This is a genomic window from Candidatus Nitrosotenuis uzonensis (genome assembly GCF_000723185.1).
Classification (GTDB): Archaea; Thermoproteota; Nitrososphaeria; order Nitrososphaerales; family Nitrosopumilaceae; genus Nitrosotenuis; species Nitrosotenuis uzonensis.
Genome location: NZ_CBTY010000009.1, coordinates 369,394 through 388,535, shown reverse-complemented (window position 1 = coordinate 388,535; position 19,142 = coordinate 369,394). Strand labels below are relative to the sequence as shown.

The following is a 19,142-nucleotide window of genomic DNA, read 5'->3' as shown; positions in this document are numbered from 1 at the left end:
CCGGACAACACTAGATGGCCGCACGCACTGCAAAAATAAAAAGGGAAACAAAAGAGACCTCGATTTTCGTTCAGGTTAATCTGGATGGCAGTGGCAGAACATCAATAAACACGGGAATTGACTTTTTTGACCACCTTATCGGCTCGTTCGGCAAGCACGCAATGCTGGACCTTACAGTAAAGGCAAAGTCAAACGATAGGATACTGCACCACCTAATAGAGGACACAGGTATCACAATAGGTGCAGCCCTTGACAAGGCACTTGGAAGCAGAAAGGGGATAACAAGATTCAGCTATGCGTCAGTTCCGATGGATGAGTCGCTTGCAGAGGCATCAGTCGATCTGGTCAGGCGCCAGTACAACAAGATAACACTCCTGGTGAAAAGGGCGCAGATTGAAGGAATGTCAAAGGAGGATGTTGAGCACTTTGTCTTCTCGCTTGTACAGAACATCAACAGCTGCATTCACATCAATGTAAGATACGGGGACAACGACCACCACAAAATAGAGGCTGCGATAAAGTCGCTTGCAGTTGCGTTCAGGATGGCGGCAAGCCCGGACAAAAAACAAAGAGGCATACCGAGCACAAAAGGCTCAATGTAGGATCTGTTACGGATGCGAGCGGGAAAGCCCGAACCGTTTACGGTCGGGAGTATGTCAGATAAGGCAAAACCTCAAGCCGTCTTTTCACTGAGCTCGGCATATTTTTATGAAGTATTGGACGGATATGATCTGGGTCAATGCAAGTAGCGATATTTGATTACGGTGCAGGAAACATATTCAGCCTAAAAGTTGCGCTTGAAAAGCTAGGCGCACAGGTTGACGTCATAACAAGCTTTGATGGCAAAAACAACTATTCGGGGATTTTGCTTCCAGGGGTGGGAAACTTTGATCCTGCCATAAGGAGCATCAGGGAATATTCCAGGACAAAGTTTGAGGACTATGCGAAGGACACGCCGGTACTTGGAATCTGCCTTGGCATGGAGATGTTCTTTGAGAAAAGCGAGGAGGGAAAGGAAAGCGGCCTTGCAGTCATGGAAGGCGAGGTGGTCATGCTTCCAGACAAGTTCAAAATACCTCACATGGGATGGAACAGCCTGAAGATAAAAAAGCAAAACCCGCTCTTGGACGGAGTGCCGGACATGTCGTGGGTGTATTTTGTGCACTCGTACAGGGTAAAGCCAAAAGATGATGATATCATAGTGGCAGATGCAGACTATGGGATCGAAGTTCCTGCAGTCGTCAGCAAGAAAAATCTATTCGGAACGCAGTTCCACCCAGAAAAATCTGGCAAGGTAGGCTCTACCATGATAGAAAATTTTCTCAGAGTGTGCAAAAAGTGAAGATAATTCCGGCAATAGATATCATGGAAGGCCAGGTTGTAAGGCTGCTCAAAGGAAATCCAAATGAAAAGACTGTATACGGGAACGATCCGGTACAGATGGCACTAAAGTGGGAAAAGCAGGGAGCTGATATGCTGCACTTGGTGGATCTTGATGCCACCTTGCAGAGAGGCTCCAACCATGGTATGATAAAAAAAATCACACAATCAGTTTTAATTCCGGTACAAGTGGCAGGAGGACTACGGGACAGAAAAATCATCGAAGAATCCTTGCAAATATCACAAAGAATCGTAGTAGGCACAATTGCGCTCAAAAATCCCGAATTATTAATGGAAATATCAAACAAATTCGGCAAGGACAGAATAGTGATATCGGTGGATCACAACAACGGCATGGTAGTTACCCATGGCTGGCAGCAGAGAACTGACATTGACCTGTTTGACGCCCTAGATGATTTTGCAAAAAAAGGATTCACAGAATTTCTTATAACCAACATATCAAGAGACGGAACACTGGAAGGTCCTGATACTGAAAACCTGCAAAAAGCATGCAAAATATCTGGAATTAACGTAATTGCAAGCGGCGGAATATCAGGACCAGCAGACATTCCACATGTTAGGGAATGCGGTGCGTACGGGGTAATTTTGGGCAAGGCATTATACGATGGAAAAATATCAATCAAAGAGGCAAAGACAGCATGAGCCTTACAAAAAGAGTCATTCCATGCCTTGATGTGGCAAACGGCCGGGTGGTAAAGGGGCTTCACTTTGAATCAATCAAGGATGCAGGAGATCCTGTGCTTTTGGCACAAAAATACAGCAACGAGGGAGCCGACGAGCTTGTCTTTCTTGATATCACTGCCTCGCAGGAGCAGCGCGAGACCATCCGATCTCTGGTATCAAAAGTAGCACAGGTAATTGATATCCCGTTTACAGTGGGTGGCGGAGTCAAGACACTGCAGCATGCCCGTGACATACTGCTTTGCGGCGCAGACAAGGTTGCAATAAACACGGGCGCTGTAAAAAATCCGCAGATTATAACAGATCTGATGAACTTGTTTGGGCGCCAGTGCGTCGTGGTCGCAATTGATGCAAAAAGAAACTATGATGTATCAAAGGGCAAAAACATCTTCTCTGAAGGGGATAAAAAATTCTGGTTTGAGCTTTTCATTTACGGTGGCAAAAAAGAAACCGGAATCGATGCCATAGAATGGGCAAAAAAGGTGCAGGACCTTGGGGCAGGTGAGATACTTCTAACCAGCATAGACAGGGACGGCACCAAGGACGGGTATGATCTAGTTCTCACAAAGGCAATAGTGGGTGCGGTAAAAATTCCCGTGGTAGCATCTGGCGGATGTGGTGAGCCCTCGCACATGCTTGATGTGTTCAAGAAAACCGACGTTGATGCTGCTCTAGCTGCCTCTATTTTCCACTATGAGAGACATTCTGTGGACAGGGTCAAAGAATTCCTAAAGAAAAATGATGTCCAAGTTCGATTGTAATCCTAATTTTGTTGCATATTTATTGTGCTCTATTACATATTTGCAATACTTTGTGAGCGACAGAGTGTAATACATGCTATGAGCAATCTGAATATTAGGATAACTCCAAAGATAAAGAAGCAAATGGACAAATTGGAAATAAACTGGGAAGAATATATCCAGAAAATGATTGAGCAAAAAATCGTGGAGGAAAAAAGAAGATATGCAGCACAAACCATGGATGCAATTAAAAAAGACCAAACGTGGGGTTTGATGCCCAGCTCACTCTGTAAAACAGGATCGCTACGTCTGAAGAGATTGTACTTAATGCAAGCGTTGCAGTAAAATGACTAAGCTGAATAATTCCTACAATGTAATATTTGTAAAGTAACGATGAAAGAACAATTGAACATTAATTATACATATCCTTGAAAAATGCGTTTCCGGTGTGACTGAGAATTTTGAACCGGAACTATCATCTTTTTATATAATGTAATACATGTAATACATTGTGAAGAAAAATTTAGTGACTGTCCGAGATGTGGATGATGAAATACTTGGTCTGTTCAAGGCCAAAGCAGCGGAACACAAAATGAAGATGGGCGAGGCTCTAACTGAAGCAATGCAAGTCTGGATAAGAACCAAAGCACATCCAAAAAAGGGCGGAAAAACATTCTCAAAAATCAAACCGTTTGATTGGGGTAAAGGAACAGAAAAGCTAAGCGTACAGATTGATGATATTTTGTATGGTGTTTCTTGATACAAGTTTCATATTGGCATACTTTAATACTAGCGACCAAAATCATTCTAGTGCGTTAAATACTGCAAAAATACTCGCGGTACAGGATTCTGCACTTTATGTGACTGATTACATATTCAGCGAGGTTGTCACGGTAAGCTTTCTTAAATTAAAATCATTAAAAGAAGCAACACGCATAGGTAAACTGGTTCGTCAATCCTGCAATATGATATATACTGAAAAAAATGTTTTTGAGAGTGCTTGGCAAATATTTTCAGAACAGCGTCTGCAACTAAGCTTTGTCGACTGTATAACAATTGCAACAATGAAAAATCAAAAAATACGTCAAATCGCTACCTTTGATCGTGATTTTACAAAGATCGAAGAAATGGATGTTGTATAATACACAATATTTTATTTCAACATCTATATTTGAGAATGTAGAAAATATCGAATATGAAAAAATCACTATCTGACATTGATTTTGCAAAAGGCGACGGACTGGTTCCCGTAATAGTGCAGGATGTCAACACAAAGGATGTGCTCACGCTTGCATATGCAAACAAAGAGTCACTAGAGCTTACAAAAAAGACTGGAAACTCGTGGTTCTGGAGCAGGTCAAGAAACAAACTCTGGATGAAAGGCGAGGAATCAGGCAACGTGCAAAAGGTAAGGCAAATCCTAGTTGATTGCGACTCTGATGCTATAATTTATCTGGTAGAGCCGACAGGACCTGCATGTCATACGGGAGAAAAGGTCTGCTTTCATAACAAACTAGACTAGCATACGCGCTCAAATATTGCAATTTCTGACGGTATGGTCTCGTTTATGATTTTGAACTTTAATGGCTCATATCTGGTTCCTTGGAATACCACAGACCATTCTCCTATCAGATCTGCAGTGCTGCAGATACCTCTTGCCTTTGACAGCGATGGCTTGAAGTATTGATTAAAGCCAGACTTGATACTGCCATCAAATGGAATCACTATGTACTTGGTAGTGCCGTTTGGCATGACAAACGCGATACTTCCCACATCATATGGGCTCAGATCCCTTGCTATGAAAAATATGTTCTCGCCTATCTTGTATTCATATTTGTTCACTCCGAAATGTTCAGACCTATTCCAGTGCGCAAATTCATCCTCGGGTTCGGTGCTGACTTCGACAGGTCCGGCAAATAATATGGCAGATATTACGGATACAACTACTGCGACTACGATTGCGATTCCAATTATTTTTGCCTTCATCTTAGTTTCTCTTCCTAAAATACATAAAAAGTCTTGTAATCAACTATTGCTGGTGCAATAAGCGCAGTTAACTATTATTAAATTTATTGGACTTAAAGTTAAGTGTCACTAAACTTGATATTAGGACATTTTAACTAGATAACAGGCACGGATCATTTTATGTCAAAAATATCACTCCAGTGCAGGGAATGCAAAAAAGAGTACGAGTCCACATTCAAATACATCTGTGATGAGTGCTTTGGGCCGCTGGATGTAAAATATGATTTCTCTCCAGTATCAAAGAATGCCTTTGATGGACGTGAGCACACATACTGGAGATATTTTGAATTATTACCAATACAGCAAAAATCAAACATTGTTAGCATTCACGCTGGCATGACGCCATTAATCCGGGCAGAAAAGCTTGGCAAGGAGCTTGGCCTGAACAACTTGTATATAAAAAACGATTCAGTAAACCCCACATTCTCATTTAAGGACAGACCAGCTGGCGTTGCTGTGTCAAAGGCAAAAGAGTTTGGCCTTTCTGCAGTGGGATGCGCATCGACTGGAAACCTTGCGTCTGCTACGGCGGCGCATGCAGCAAAGGGGGGATTCCCATGTTACGTGTTTGCCCCAAGCGATATAGAGCATGCAAAGATTGCACAAGCTCTTGCATACGGTTCCAAATTCATAGCAGTTGATGGAACATATGATGATGCAAACAGAATTGCTGCCCAGATTGGAGACAGCAAAGGAATAGGAATTGTAAACATCAACATGAGGTCGTACTATGTAGAAGGCTCAAAGACACTTGCATACGAAGTAGCAGAGCAGCTTGGCTGGCAAGTACCTGACCAGCTAATAGTTCCTGTGGGAAGCGGTGCAATGCTAAATGCAATCTGCAAGGGATTTGAGGAGCTCCAAACCGTTTCATTACTAAATGACGTTTCAAGAATGCGCATGATAGCAGCTCAACCTCATGGATGCGCGCCTGTAGTTGATGCATTCAAAAGAGGCGATACCGAGGTCATACCTGTTGAGAATCCCGATACTATAGCAAAAAGTCTTGCAATAGGCGATCCGGGAGACGGAAGATATGTGCTAAAAAGACTAAAACAATACAACGGGTACGCAGAAGAGTCAAACAACAAGGAAATACTTGATGCCATTTTGCTCCTTGCCAAGACCGAAGGTGTGTTCACCGAACCGGCAGGCGGCGTCTCAGTAGCAGTACTCAAAAAGATGGTCGAGGATGGTAAAATAGACAAGAATGATACTACAGTCTGCTATGTGACAGGGAACGGTCTGAAGGCTACAGAATCAATAATGGAAGTTTTGCAAAAGCCACAAACAATGAAAGCAGATGTGGCAAAGATTTCAGCAGTGGTGCAATAAATGGCAGATATTACATTTACAATTCCATCAGTACTAAACAAGGGAGGCGGAGAAAAAAAACTCCAAATCAGCGCAAACTCTCTATTGGAATCTTTCAACAAAGTTTCTGAAACAATGGGTGATGACTTTAAGAGGCGCGTTCTAAACGATGACGGAACTCCACGTTCACTTGTCAATATTTACATCAACGGAAAGAACTCGCGCTTTTCTGGAGGAATCAACACCGAACTAAAGGACGGCGATGAGGTGTACATACTGCCTGCTGTTGCAGGAGGTTCTGATCTTTCCAGCAAGGAAATAGACCGGTATTCGCGCCAGATAATGCTAGAGGAGATTGGATACCAGGGACAGCAAAAGCTACGAGCGGCAAAGGTGTGCGTTGTCGGAGTCGGCGGCCTTGGCAATCCAATAACTACAAGACTTGCTGCCATGGGAATTGGAAAATTAAGAATAATTGATAGGGACGTAATAGAATTATCAAACCTTCACAGGCAGACAATGTATGACGAGGACGATGTTGGGCAGGTCAAAGTAGAGGTTGCAGCAAGAAAGCTCAAAAAGCTAAACCCTGATGTGGAAATCGAATCGCTTCCAATATCGATAAACGATTACACAGCACTTGATGCAGTTGAAGGATGCGATGTTGTAATAGATGCACTAGATAGCGTGAACGCAAGATATGCTCTGAACAAGGCATGCGTTGAGAAAAAAATTCCGTTTGTCACTGGTGCTGCCGTAGGGGTGTCGGGCCAGGCATTTACGATTCTTCCAAAACAAAGTGCGTGCTATTCGTGCATGTTTCCTGCACTTGATGAGGACTCGATGCCTACTTGCAGCATAGAGGGAGTGCACCCATCAATTCTTTCCATAGTGGGCGGAATAGAAGTGGCAGAGGCAGTCAAGATAATCCTTGGCAAAAAGCCAAGCCTCTCTGATAAAATACTTCACATAGACATTGAGACCATGGCATTTGACTTTACAAGGACGTTCAGAGCAGAAGAATGCTACGTGTGTGGTACTGGCAAACTGGAATCTGCACCAAAGCAGGAACTCATAATAGAAGAATTGTGCGGAAGAAACAGGGGCAAAAGGACTTTCTCTATTACGCCAACTCAAAAATTCGAAATTGACACTGAACAAATAACAAACATTGCAAAAGATCTGCAATTCCGCGTGGAAAATCAGGGCGAACTAGGACTCTCAATGAGGACAAACGAGCTGTCCGTGAGCTTTATGAAACGTGGCTCTGCTGTCATAGTTGGACCAAAAGACGAAACTGACGCAGTATCGCTATACAAAAAACTGCTTGGCAAAAAACAAGTCGTTCCAAGCTGATTGCATTCTAAATCCATATATTATAACCAATCAAAACAACACTCAATTGCTTAGCATATCTACTCTAAAAAAAGTCGACAAGCATGGAATGCATACTGTGTATGACAGGTGGCCGCAGATTGCACACAGTTTCTACTATACAAAACATCAGCCTATTGACTACAAGGACATAGACCATATAGTGTTTGCAGGAATGGGGGGCTCAGGAGCTATAGGGGATCTGTTTTCTGCCATTCTCTCAAAGACAAATATCCATGTAAGTCTTGTCAAGGGATATCTTTTGCCAAAAACCGTGGATGCAAACACACTAGTCATCACAGTGAGCGTTTCTGGAAATACAGTAGAAACTCTCAACATCCTCAAATCCGCAAGCAAGCAAAAATGCAAACTTGTTGCGTTCTGTTCCGGCGGACAAATGGAAAAATTCTGCGCAAGAAAAAAAATAGAGCATCGGTTGGTTGAAAATATTCATTCTCCGCGCTCATCACTTGTTAACTATGTGTATTCTATTCTTGGAACACTAAATTCTGTAATCCCGATAAAAAAATCTGATATTTTAGAATCAATCGCATCATTAGAAAAGCTTGCTAATAAGATAAACTCGTCAAATCTCTCACAGACCAATCCATCATTGGATGTTGCAAACTGGCTATCTGGCATACCATTAATCTATTATCCGTGGGGCCTACAGGCAGCCGCAGTGCGATTCAAAAGCTCGCTGCAAGAAAATGCAAAATCACACGCAATAATTGAGGATGTAATAGAAGCATCGCATAATGGCATAGTATCCTGGGAAAAACCCTCTGTTGTAAAACCGATCCTTCTGCAGGGACAGGACGACTATATCAAAACCAAGGAAAGATGGAAGATAGTCAAGGAATATTTTACGAAAAACGATATTGACTATAAAGAAGTAATTTCAACGCACGGAAGCATATTGACCAAGCTCATATGTCTAATCTACGAGTTGGACTTTGCTTCAATTTATTATGCAGTGTTAAACGACACTGATCCATCCCCTGTAGATTCCATAGGTTTCATTAGAAAAAGACTTTAAGCATACTTTTCACCGTATGAAATGTAAAAATTACAAGATGCGATCAAAAAACTCGATCAGGATTGCTCTGGGCTTGAAATTAATAGAAAAAAGTGGCTGATTGTGGACAAATTGTCCATTAGTCTTATATACTGATTTTCGAACAAAAAATCAATAACATGAACAACGAGATAGGACGTAAAATAACTAGTCTTACATTAATGACAATTATGCTAGCTGCAGGCTTTACGGCATTCGCACCAAGTGTGATGCCACAAGCCGCAGCAGCAAATGCAAACTTGTTCGTATCGGCTGAAAACTCTCAATTCCAAAACTACTTTGCAGGACCTCAAGTCATCGAAGTAGTCGTAATTGATAGTGATATCAAAGATACAGACAAAGGTAAAGGTGAGCCAGACGTGACTGTCAACGGCAAGAAACTAAGAATGATTCAAGCAGTTGACGGTAATTGGTATGGTTACTTTGCAGACAGAAACCAAGCCCAAATCGCAGACCAAACCGTGGCCGCCGCAGGTGTCCAAGGAGTAGGTCTTGACTTTGGTAGCTTCTGTTCTAGCACAAGTACTGTTACTGGATTCTCCGTATCCGAGACAGTTGGTATTGCAATCCCAACGGATAGCAACCAAGGTACTCAGGGTACAGCGCCAATAACAGGAGTTTGTACCGTGGCAAACACGAACACAACTACCATCATGAATGTGATTAGAGAGCCAAAGGAACCAAACAACGGCACTGGCACTGCAATCCGAGGACAAATCGGCCTTGCAGGTGCGGGAGCAGGAAGCCACTTGAAGGATCCATGGCCTTTCATTCAACTATTCAACTTGAACCCAACAGGTAACGTAGTGGTACAGTACAACAAAGGTGGTGGAGTACAATCAACCACACTAAAGTTTGATACTGTCGATCAATTTGCAAAACTGCAACTTGACCGAGCTTCTTACCCACGAAGTGCTCAAGTCCACGTCACAATCACCGATATTCAACTAAACGTAGATCCAACCGATGAGGACTCTTGGACATTCGCTACAAATGCCACCCAAGGAACAAAGACTGTCTACCAGACCTTCAATGAGAATGGTCAGGCAGCAGGTGATGGAGTAGCAAACGGTAATGTAGACATTACCGGCAGCCTCGCAAACCTGATGTTCGAGGACAACGGCATTCTGAAGCTGAATACCAATGCAGCCCAAAATCACATCGTACGCATTCAAGACAACGACGACTCACGTGTTCGTGACTTGACTGCAGGCGCAGGCACATTTGCCAACGCTACAGCCAATCCAAAGAACGTGATCACATCTGGTTCAGCAACATCTGGTGTATTTACACAATTCAACCAGCCAATCACAATTACCGAATCAGGACCAAACACTGGTGTCTTCGGTACTTATGATGAATCAGACAAATCTGTTCTTGTAATTGCAAGCGGTGCACCTAGAGGTCAATCTGCCACTATTGATTATAACAATAAGGCACAGACAATCCTTGTAGGATTCGGATTTGCATCTATTGATATCCAGCCAACCGATGTAGAGTGGAACTCTGGTGAAGAGATCCCGGTCGTACTTACTGACTCTGATGCAAACAAAAACAGCAGAGCAGATGAGGACTTGGATGTCAACAACCCAGACGTTGAACTCATTCCAGCACTGTCCACAGGTGATCCATTCACACTGGGAGAGGCAGGAAGTGTTGAACCAGGAAAAGTAGAGGCAATCTTTGTCAAGAACTTTACCGGAACTTCGACTTTAGGTAAAGTCGCAGCACCATTATTCGGTCTCAGTGTAGCAGGTGCACATGCAAAAGCAGACGTCGTTGTACAAAAGTTCAGCGAACGAGCTTTGCTGACACCAAACAAGACACTGTCTACAACCACATTGATCGTAGATCTGGAAACTACTGCCGATGAGCTTCGCAAGTCAATCAATGACCCAAGATCCTCAGTGACACCGCGTTTCCACGGATTCAACCTCTTGAACCTAGATTTGAGAGGAATCAACTCTACTATCACATCTGTGGATGTATACCTCTTGAACAGCACTGCAACCAATGGTCCGCTGACCAAATACAGCACAGGCCAGATAGATGTTAACTTGGGCGGAGCTACGACAGCACTGTCACTGGTAAACGGTACAGCGCCACAGTCGCTAGTAATGCTTAACCAGACATCGGAATCAACTGCAAACCAAGCGCTTGCATTGAGCCGTGTTGTTAACAACCTCTTTGACATGAAGTCAACTGACAAGATTGGACTTATGTTCAACTTTACACGTGTAAGCAATGACGCATCAGTAAAGCCAATTATAGCCGACTTCTTCTCATTCGGATTCAAGGGCGATGGCACAAAGAAATCAGATCGTGTCAACAACCAGATAATCAGAGTCGAGGCAGAAGAGACAGGCGATAACACAGGAGTGTTTGAAGGCACACTTGAATACATAATGCTAAACCAACTCAACATCCTTGATCACAGAACATACCTTGGACTCACCACTATTGCTGATGATCCAACGTTCATCGTGCACCAAGACCTAGATGATGAGGAATCTCCAAGAATCAGCTACAATGATCGTGGAGCGGACGGCGTTGTGACTCAGGTATCAGACCAGCAAGCAGCTCCGGCACACTCTGGTGTAGTATCATTTGACAAGCCGACATACAAGAAAGCAGATACAGTAATAGTTACTCTACAAGACCAAGACCTAAACACTGATGTAGATCTAATCGATATCTACACATTCGTAGATGTTGCAGGTGATCCGGCACAGGGTACAATAGGTAGAGCAGGTCTATTCACATTAGCAACTGGCGATCCACTAGGCCGATTATTAGATATCACCTTTGATGATCAAACCTGGAGAACCGATTCCAACTCCGCTACTGCAACCAACATTGCCAACAAGGCAACATGCGTGAATGCTTTAGTAAATGAAGGAATCGACACTGGTATTGTTTCAGCAGGATTCACACTGATTGAGACAGGCCCAGCAACAGGCATCTTCACGGGTGACTTCCAAGTCCCAGGCAAGGTATGTCTTATTGGTGACTCAACACCAAGAAACACACAAGGCCTTGACATGGAGGTAAACTATGTCGACTTTAGAGACGCATCAGGACAAATCATCGAAGTAGGCGACGGTGCAGGCATTAGGGCAAACACCGGTTCAGTCAGCCTTGACAGAACCGTTTACCCAGTGCCATGGGGCACAGTTTCCAACTTTGTTGGTGTAGCTAGTGATGAGACAGTACCAGACGGAAGATCCATCTTCCCAGTTCACTTGACTGCAGTTGGCGACAACGCCATCACTGCACCGATGACACTGGGTGACGGAAGTCTGACAATTCACGTACAAGTGAACGATCCAGACTTTGATGTATCTGCATCTGGTGAGGATGTAATAGCCGAGAACGCAACCACCACAACTGGTGCTGACGCAAAACGCGGCCCAGTAAAGGTAACAGTATCAAGAGCTAACCAAAAGGTGACTCTTGCATATGCAGGTGGACCAATTGTGAACAACGGCCTAATTGATGTCGGCGACAACGCTGCCACCAACCAACTATTCGATATCAGACAACTAGGTCCAATTACAGAGACTTCGCCATCAAGCGGAATCTTTGAGTTTGACTTGGAAGTAAGATACACCGATGGTCCGGCATCATCTAACTGTCCAACAACAGCTGCAAATGGCTTTGCTTCACTGCGAGTGCCAGGCACACTGAATGCTGCTAATACAAGATTTGACCAACCAGATGCAAACAACCCGCACTGTATCCTACAAGGTGATATCATCACCGTAGAATACACTGATCCGGCTGATGCATCCGGTCGCAAGAACACAGTAACTGACTCTGCAACATTTGACCTAAGAAACGGTGCATTACAATCTGACAAATCAGTCTATATCATCGGTTCGGACATGATCCTTACCCTGATAGAGCCAGACTTTGACCTTGATAATGACTTGGCAGAAACATATGATCTCGATCTAATAGAATGGGATTCAGATGCCGCCACACTCACTATGGGTGACCTTGGTGGACAAGCTGCCAACTTTGACCCAGAACCATCAGACTTGAGGGAAACTGGAGACAGCACTGGTATCTTCCAGGCAGTCATCGAGATTCCAAGATCGCTCAACAATGATGCTCTGGAAAGAGGCGAAGAGATTGTACTAGAATACACCGACTGGGGTCCATCTGGTGCCAAGTATGTAGGCGCAGAGGACGAGGACATCAACTTGACCATATTCACATCGAACTTTGGTGCAACAGTTGAGCTCGACCAAAAGGTCTACACATGGACAGACAAAGTCTACATTACCGTAATCGCACCTGATCACAACTTTGATAGCAACCTAATCGATGAAATCGGCGGTACACAAACCGATCCATTGAGAGTGGCTACCAGAGGCGATAGGCTTGATAGATACAGGCTAACTGAGACAGGTACAGACACCGGCATCTTCACTGGCGAAGTAATCCTCACAGGATTCCAGCCACACGATGCAGACGGTGACGGTGATGACACAGATGCTCCAGCCACTAGAGGCGGTGCAGGCCCAACCAACGGCTTCTTACAAGCACGTGACGATGACGGACTGACAGTATCCTACGAATTCTCGGAGGATGAAACTGTCGTAGGCTCGGCATTGATCAGGTGGAACATTGGAGAAGTAATGTGGCTTGAGGCAAGCTACCCAGCTAGCGGAACAGGTGTTGTTAGAGTAATTGACCCAGACATGAACCTAAACCCAGAAGCAGTTGATAACTTTAAAGTCGACGTTTGGTCTGATTCAGACGCAGGCGGTATTGACCTTACTGTAACTGAGACTAACGAGGCTACCGGAATATTCGAGGGAACCGTGTTCTTCACGACCACCGATTCATCATCCGGCCACAGACTCAGAGTCGCAGAAGGTGACACAGTCACAGCAGAATATGAGGACAATACACTGCCAGCTCCGTACACCAGAGCAGATGAGCTCGATATTACCGGCACTGCGTTTATCGGCACAGTAGTACCACCTCTTGAGAGAGCACCAGCTTCTAACCCAAGAGTTGTTGACTCTTTCGGCAACACACTAGATGATGTGTCCGTTGACCAACAGGTACAAATCACTGCCGATCTAACCAACGGCCAGGACAGAGAGCAACCATTTGCATACTTGGTCCAGATCACAAACGAGGACGGAGTAACAGTATCACTAGCATGGATCACAGGTTCACTTGCTCCAGGTCAGTCATTTAGCCCAGCATTGTCATGGACTCCAGCTGAAGCCGGAACATACACTGCAACAGTGTTTGTCTGGGAGTCAGTGGAGAACCCGACAGCGTTGAGCCCACCTGTATCAGTAGACATAACTGTCAGCTAAGACTACAAAATCAAACTATCCCTTTTTTCTTTTTTTAAAAACAACTTCTAGCGGACGCTAAAAAAAGCGTTATTAGCAGAATGATTCAATAACATGTATGAAAATACTCGTGACATTAATCGCGTTATCTTTTGTATTGCAGCCTGTATTTGCACAAAACACACTTGAATTTCAGACAGACAGCCAGCTGTACTCACCTGGCAAGCACCTTTTCGTATACGGCAAATCACTTCCTCGCGATGATGTAATACTGAGAATATTTGCGCCAGACCAAACCATAGTGACATTTACCCAGATTACATCAGATGACAAAGGAAACTTTTACATGCAGCTTTTCATCTGGCCTGAGGCATCAACAACATTCCCGTTTGGCACTTATACAGTTGAGGCAATTAGTACCCAAAGGACCGGACTTTCCCAGAAAGTTGACATCAAGTTTCTATCCTCAACAGAATCAGAAAAGGTGCCAATAGAGAGAGCCATAAACACCCTTGTGTTTGCGCCAGAGACTGCTGCAATAAACCAGCCAATGAGGCTTTTCGTGCAGACAACAAGCGACGGTCAGCTGGTAGGCGGCAGCCCGGACAAGCTGCTCGGCACATCGCACGTTCACCTGCCTGATGGGCAGGTAGTCAACCTATCAGATTCCTTCAAGACGCTACACCAGGGACTGTACTTTGCAGAATACACGCCAACACAGGAGGGAATCCACATATTCCATGTTGTGACATTCTCGCAGGGAACAATCTCGCACGGCTCGGCGGCAACATCGGTTTTGAGCCAGGACATAGGTGGGCTCTCAAGACAGATAATTGAGCTTAACAAAGTGCTAAGTGATACATCTGGCGAGCTTGCAAATCTAAAATCAGAGATATCCGGATTTGGCTCCTCGCTAAGTACTGCAAGCGAGGACATTGACAGCAGCGTTGATGCAATATCAAACTCTGTTGATAATATAGAGATGGCATCAGGGCAGCTAAACGCATTATTGTTTCCAATAGTGGCATCCATTGCTGTTACGGTCGCCCTTCAGATAGTCATTTTGGCAAGACGCAGATAACATGCACAAGCTAGCACTCTTTGTATTTGCCATTGCACTGGTGTCATTTTTCTCAAACTCTGAGGGATTCATAGAAAACGAAAAGATATTTCCAAGACCACAGATAACCCAGTCCTCTGAGTTACTGCAGGTACCGCAAGAATTTTTCCAGGACCACCGCATCTCCAGATACCTTGTGTTCGGACCGCAGGATGATATTCCAATGTCAAACGGACTGTTCTCCATAATCACAATGCAGGAGCAGTCTGCAACAGCCCTTGGAACCAAAGGCTACCAAATAATCAGAGACCTTCCCCTAGAGTTCGACGCAAACGAATACTCTTCGATGAACCAGATAAGAAAATCAATCGATTCAGAGGCAGCATATGTAAAATACAACTATACTGGAAGCGGAATCAAAATTGCCATAGTTGACACAGGCGTTGACTTTTCCAACCCTGACCTGCAGGGAGCAGTTGCACGTGATAAATACAATCGCCCCATAATGCTTGATGCAGACGGACAGGGACTGGTACTCACAAATGCCACTTTTATTGCAAACATCAACAAGTTCGGAATCATAGAGAACACAACAAAGCAGATAATCGATGAGAAAAACAAGACGCTGCAAAACAATGCAACCTCTACCGTATACGTGACAAAGAACGGCGTCTACCTGTCATTGAAAAAAGACAAGGGCACAAACATACAGGTGTACAATTCGTTTTTTCCCAATACGGGGCCCAGTCCCGTTTTCAACGCCACCATAATCGATGATTACAAGATCGGCAAGAGCAACCGGGATTTTATAAAATCGGCAAGCGGCGTGTACCATTTTGGCATGGTATACCAGGGCGCCGTTTCAGGGCCGTTTGCAAGCGTGCAGGTCGTACCTGTACTGGTAGTAGACTCGGTAACGCCAGGATTGTACGATACCATAATACCTGACATGTCAACATCATACAAGGACTATACCAGATTTGATCTAAGGCCTGGCCAGAAGCCATCTTATGACTTTGACTTTACTGACGAAAGACCAATCAGACTTGGCGATGGCAACGAGTTTCTAATTTATGATTCCAACAAGGACGGCAAGCCAGACTATTCCGCAGGAACGGTGGGCGCCCAGATACTTGATGTCCACGGAGTGATATCGCAGAACAAATCCGCAGTCGACAAGATACTCAAGGCCACAAACGGAACGCTGCTTCCAGGACTTGACCCCAAAGGAAATTTTTTTGGCGTAATGTCTGATTTTGTCGGACACGGAACCTCAAGTGCCGGTACCATATCATCAAGTGCCAAAAACCAGTACGATATCTACAACAACACCAAAAAGTACACGCTTCCCGGAGTAGCTCAAGGCGCAAAAATAATCCCGATAAAGGCGCTCTGGTTCGGCGATACGCTTTATGCCTGGATGTGGGCAGCCGGATTTGATAACATAAACAGCACGTGGCATTTTACAGGAGAGCCACGTGCCGATATAATCTCTAACAGCTGGGGCATCTCCACATTCCCATCGCTCAAGACCGTGCCCGGAATAGACACAATGTCGCTAGTATCAAGCGTGCTTTCAACACCGAACTCTATTGACCCAAGATATCCTGGCCTCACAATAATATCTAGTGCCGGAAATGCCGGCCACGGATACGGTACGATGGGACTGCCAAACGCATCACCGTTTGTTATCACGGTGGGCGCAGTCACAAACAACGTAAACGTCGGGTATGGTGCCTTCAAGGGGCAGCCAAGGTTTGGCAACACCACAATTCATGCAAACGATATCGTGGATTTCTCAAGCAGAGGGCCGTCAGTACTTGGCGATCCAAAACCTGACATAATGGGCACAGGGGCATACGGCTTTGTCCCATCAAACGTGATAAACTCAAAGCCGAGCACAAAGCGAGAGCCGTTCACAATGTACGGCGGAACAAGCATGGCAGCGCCAGTAGTTGCCGGCTCTGCTGCAATACTGATGGAAAGCCTCAAGTCGCAAAACCAAGACTATACTCCATTTACAATAAAGAGCATGCTCATGTCCACTGCGACCGACCTTGCAAACGATCCGTTCACGCAGGGCTCAGGACTTGTAAATCCATACCGCGCAGTTCAGCTCTTGCGAGGCGAGGGCGGAATGTTTGCAGTGTACAACAATTCGACCTATTCCAACATGAAAAAAATCCTCGATGTCCCACTAAAGACGCTCAATGCAACCGCTTTTGGAATAAGCAACCTGTCACTTCCTGAGAAAAGCCAGCAGCAGACAAGCTGGTTTGGCGGAAGGATTGCACCCGGAGAGAAATCAACCACCGTATTTACCATAGAGAATCCGACAAACCAGACAATCACAGTGAGTATAATGCCAAAATCGCTCCAGCTGGTATCCGAATCATCACTGCACTCGAGCACAAGACTTAACCTGACTGATTCCATATACAACAAGCCAGGAACGTACCGGCCAGACTATATCCGGCTCTCCGAGGTCAAATCCGGCAATCTCTCATCATTATTTGATGAGAATACCATCCCTGATGACTCGCTACTAGTGCTGAACCTGAACTTTGCGTTTCCTGACTTTATGAACAAGACCGAAAAACAATACGCAGCTGACATGAAGATCGCCTCATTATACCTTTATGACTGGAACGATAAGAACAAGGACCAAAAAATTTCAAGCGACGAGCTTTCCATGGTGAACCGTGCAGGCTCCTGGGGAACAGGACAGGAACTGCGTGTAACTGACCCAAAATCAAAGTTCCAGCATACACCGCTTGTCGGGGTGTATGCAGTGCCAACAAAATACTCGTACTGGCTTGGCGATACCAAAAAGAACGCAACCTCGATGGACTATACCATAACTGCAAGCTATTACAAAAAGCAAGAGTGGAGCAGCATCTGGCTTGACACCGGCACAGTAAGAGTGCAGCCAAAATCTACATCCAGCGTCACAGCCACAATAATTGCACCCAAATCTGCAAGCCCCGGGCTGTACCAGGGATTTTTGGAGTTTAGCAGCGCAAACCACACTGTCAACGCACCCGTATCCTATGCGGTGACCACTCCCATACCAGAGCGGGAAAAGACCATAGTAATTCCAGGCTCGCATGGCCAGATAATTTACGGCAACGGATACTTTAAGGGCGCATTTGATATGGTAAACAGGTACAATGCAGGAGATTGGCGCCAGTATTATTTTGAGGTGCAAAACCCGACAGTAAACATTGCATCAATTGACATATCATGGAAGGACCCTGATACCAATCTCTCCGTGTTTGTTATCGACCCGCAGGGAAGGATAGTGCAGACAAACGCGCCGCCAGGAGCATTCGGGCATTTTCTTGACTGGCCCTCATCTGACTGGCTTGGCACCACGATATTTAGCGAGGGCGGCGGATTCTTCCCCGTAAAGAACAAGGACGCAACATCATCAATACTACTTGTGCCGATAAACCAGACAGGAACGTACACTTTGCTGCTCCACAACACGCTATATGGGGGAAGCTCAAAGACAGAGCCATTTACAGTACTGGCAAGGTTCTCATCTCTGAGCAAGGATGACACACCGCCGCAAATATCTGCCGACATTCCGTATTATCTTAATGGCCAGATACCGGTGCCGCAAATAACAGACGAATCACCAACAACTGCAAAATATTACATCGATGATCACATGTGGAATCCGGGCGATTTTATCCCCGATGGGCATCACACACTTAGAATAGAGGCAACAGACAACGCAGGGAACATATCATACAAGACAGTCGAGTTTGTAATGGACAGAACACCACCAAAAATCATCATACAGAATAACACCATAACTGATGGTATGGTGGAATTCCAAGTAGAAGAGCAAAATCCTGCCACAGTATCGGTGACGCTTGCAGACGGGCAGAGGCTGTACAATATAACTAGGATAATGCTGCCTGATATCCCAGGACCGCAAAGGGTGCTAGTGTATGCAAGCGATCTTGCCGGCAACTATGCCAGCACCACCGCATTTTTTCAAATCAAGACAGAATCAATAGAGGTGGTTCCTGAGCCAAGCAGAAAAGAAGACAGCCTTCCCTTATTGATGGCAATAGGAGGCGCAATTGCGATCGGCGCATTATCTGCCATACTGTTTGTGCAAAAAGCAAAAAAACACTGAA

Annotated in this window: 15 protein-coding genes; 14 read left to right on the top strand and 1 reads right to left on the bottom strand. The window is 44.8% G+C overall.

The window, feature by feature from the left end; all coding sequences use genetic code 11:
* Positions 1-14: 14 nt before the first annotated feature.
* The 8 genes from NITUZ_RS07490 (at position 15) to hisI (ending at position 4,344) form a co-directional block, all read left to right on the top strand.
* The gene (locus NITUZ_RS07490) at positions 15-602 is read left to right on the top strand and encodes an imidazoleglycerol-phosphate dehydratase (RefSeq protein ID WP_048196689.1); all 588 of its coding nucleotides are present in this window, start codon (positions 15-17) and stop codon (positions 600-602) included.
* A gap of 137 nt (positions 603-739) precedes the next feature.
* Positions 740-1,342: an imidazole glycerol phosphate synthase subunit HisH gene (gene hisH, locus NITUZ_RS07485; protein WP_048196687.1), complete on the top strand. Its 603-nt coding sequence runs from the start codon at positions 740-742 to the stop codon at positions 1,340-1,342.
* Positions 1,339-2,043, top strand: coding sequence for a 1-(5-phosphoribosyl)-5-[(5-phosphoribosylamino)methylideneamino]imidazole-4-carboxamide isomerase (gene hisA / locus NITUZ_RS07480; protein ID WP_048197046.1), 705 nt, complete (start codon positions 1,339-1,341; stop codon positions 2,041-2,043). The genes hisH and hisA overlap by 4 nt, the downstream gene beginning before the upstream one ends.
* A complete protein-coding gene (gene hisF, locus NITUZ_RS07475) occupies positions 2,040-2,843 on the top strand; it encodes an imidazole glycerol phosphate synthase subunit HisF (protein WP_048196685.1) in 804 nt (267 codons plus the stop codon). The genes hisA and hisF overlap by 4 nt, the downstream gene beginning before the upstream one ends.
* Positions 2,844-2,921: 78 nt before the next feature.
* Positions 2,922-3,167, top strand: a complete 246-nt coding sequence (locus NITUZ_RS07470) for a hypothetical protein (protein WP_155991482.1) — start codon at positions 2,922-2,924, stop codon at positions 3,165-3,167.
* Between the two features lie 166 nt (positions 3,168-3,333).
* The gene (locus NITUZ_RS07465; RefSeq protein WP_048196681.1) at positions 3,334-3,582 is read left to right on the top strand and encodes a hypothetical protein; all 249 of its coding nucleotides are present in this window, start codon (positions 3,334-3,336) and stop codon (positions 3,580-3,582) included.
* Positions 3,583-3,595: 13 nt separating this feature from the next.
* Complete coding sequence (locus NITUZ_RS07460; RefSeq protein ID WP_211198875.1) at positions 3,596-3,964, top strand: type II toxin-antitoxin system VapC family toxin; 369 nt, start codon at positions 3,596-3,598, stop codon at positions 3,962-3,964.
* A gap of 53 nt (positions 3,965-4,017) precedes the next feature.
* Positions 4,018-4,344, top strand: a complete 327-nt coding sequence (gene hisI, locus NITUZ_RS07455) for a phosphoribosyl-AMP cyclohydrolase (RefSeq protein ID WP_048196674.1) — start codon at positions 4,018-4,020, stop codon at positions 4,342-4,344.
* Here the strand turns inward: hisI and NITUZ_RS07450 are convergent.
* A complete protein-coding gene (locus NITUZ_RS07450; RefSeq protein WP_052370130.1) occupies positions 4,341-4,808 on the bottom strand; it encodes a hypothetical protein in 468 nt (155 codons plus the stop codon). The two genes, hisI and NITUZ_RS07450, sit on opposite strands and share 4 nt — an antisense overlap.
* 159 nt (positions 4,809-4,967) lie before the next feature.
* Here NITUZ_RS07450 and NITUZ_RS07445 point away from each other — a divergent pair, with 159 nt between their 5' ends.
* From NITUZ_RS07445 to NITUZ_RS07420, 6 genes are all read left to right on the top strand, one after another.
* Positions 4,968-6,182, top strand: a complete 1,215-nt coding sequence (locus tag NITUZ_RS07445; protein ID WP_048196673.1) for a threonine synthase — start codon at positions 4,968-4,970, stop codon at positions 6,180-6,182.
* Positions 6,183-7,517, top strand: a complete 1,335-nt coding sequence (locus NITUZ_RS07440) for a ThiF family adenylyltransferase (protein WP_048196672.1) — start codon at positions 6,183-6,185, stop codon at positions 7,515-7,517. It abuts the gene before it with no gap.
* Positions 7,518-7,563: 46 nt separating this feature from the next.
* Positions 7,564-8,574, top strand: coding sequence for an SIS domain-containing protein (locus tag NITUZ_RS07435; RefSeq protein WP_244443841.1), 1,011 nt, complete (start codon positions 7,564-7,566; stop codon positions 8,572-8,574).
* Between the two features lie 158 nt (positions 8,575-8,732).
* Positions 8,733-13,952: a hypothetical protein gene (locus NITUZ_RS07430; protein WP_048196670.1), complete on the top strand. Its 5,220-nt coding sequence runs from the start codon at positions 8,733-8,735 to the stop codon at positions 13,950-13,952.
* Between the two features lie 97 nt (positions 13,953-14,049).
* Positions 14,050-15,012 (top strand): hypothetical protein, encoded by a 963-nt coding sequence (locus tag NITUZ_RS07425; RefSeq protein WP_048196668.1) that lies wholly within the window; start codon positions 14,050-14,052, stop codon positions 15,010-15,012.
* A gap of 1 nt (position 15,013) precedes the next feature.
* On the top strand, positions 15,014-19,141 hold the full coding sequence (locus NITUZ_RS07420) for a S8 family serine peptidase (protein ID WP_052370129.1): 4,128 nt from the start codon (positions 15,014-15,016) through the stop codon (positions 19,139-19,141).
* The last annotated feature ends 1 nt before the right edge of the window (position 19,142 follow it).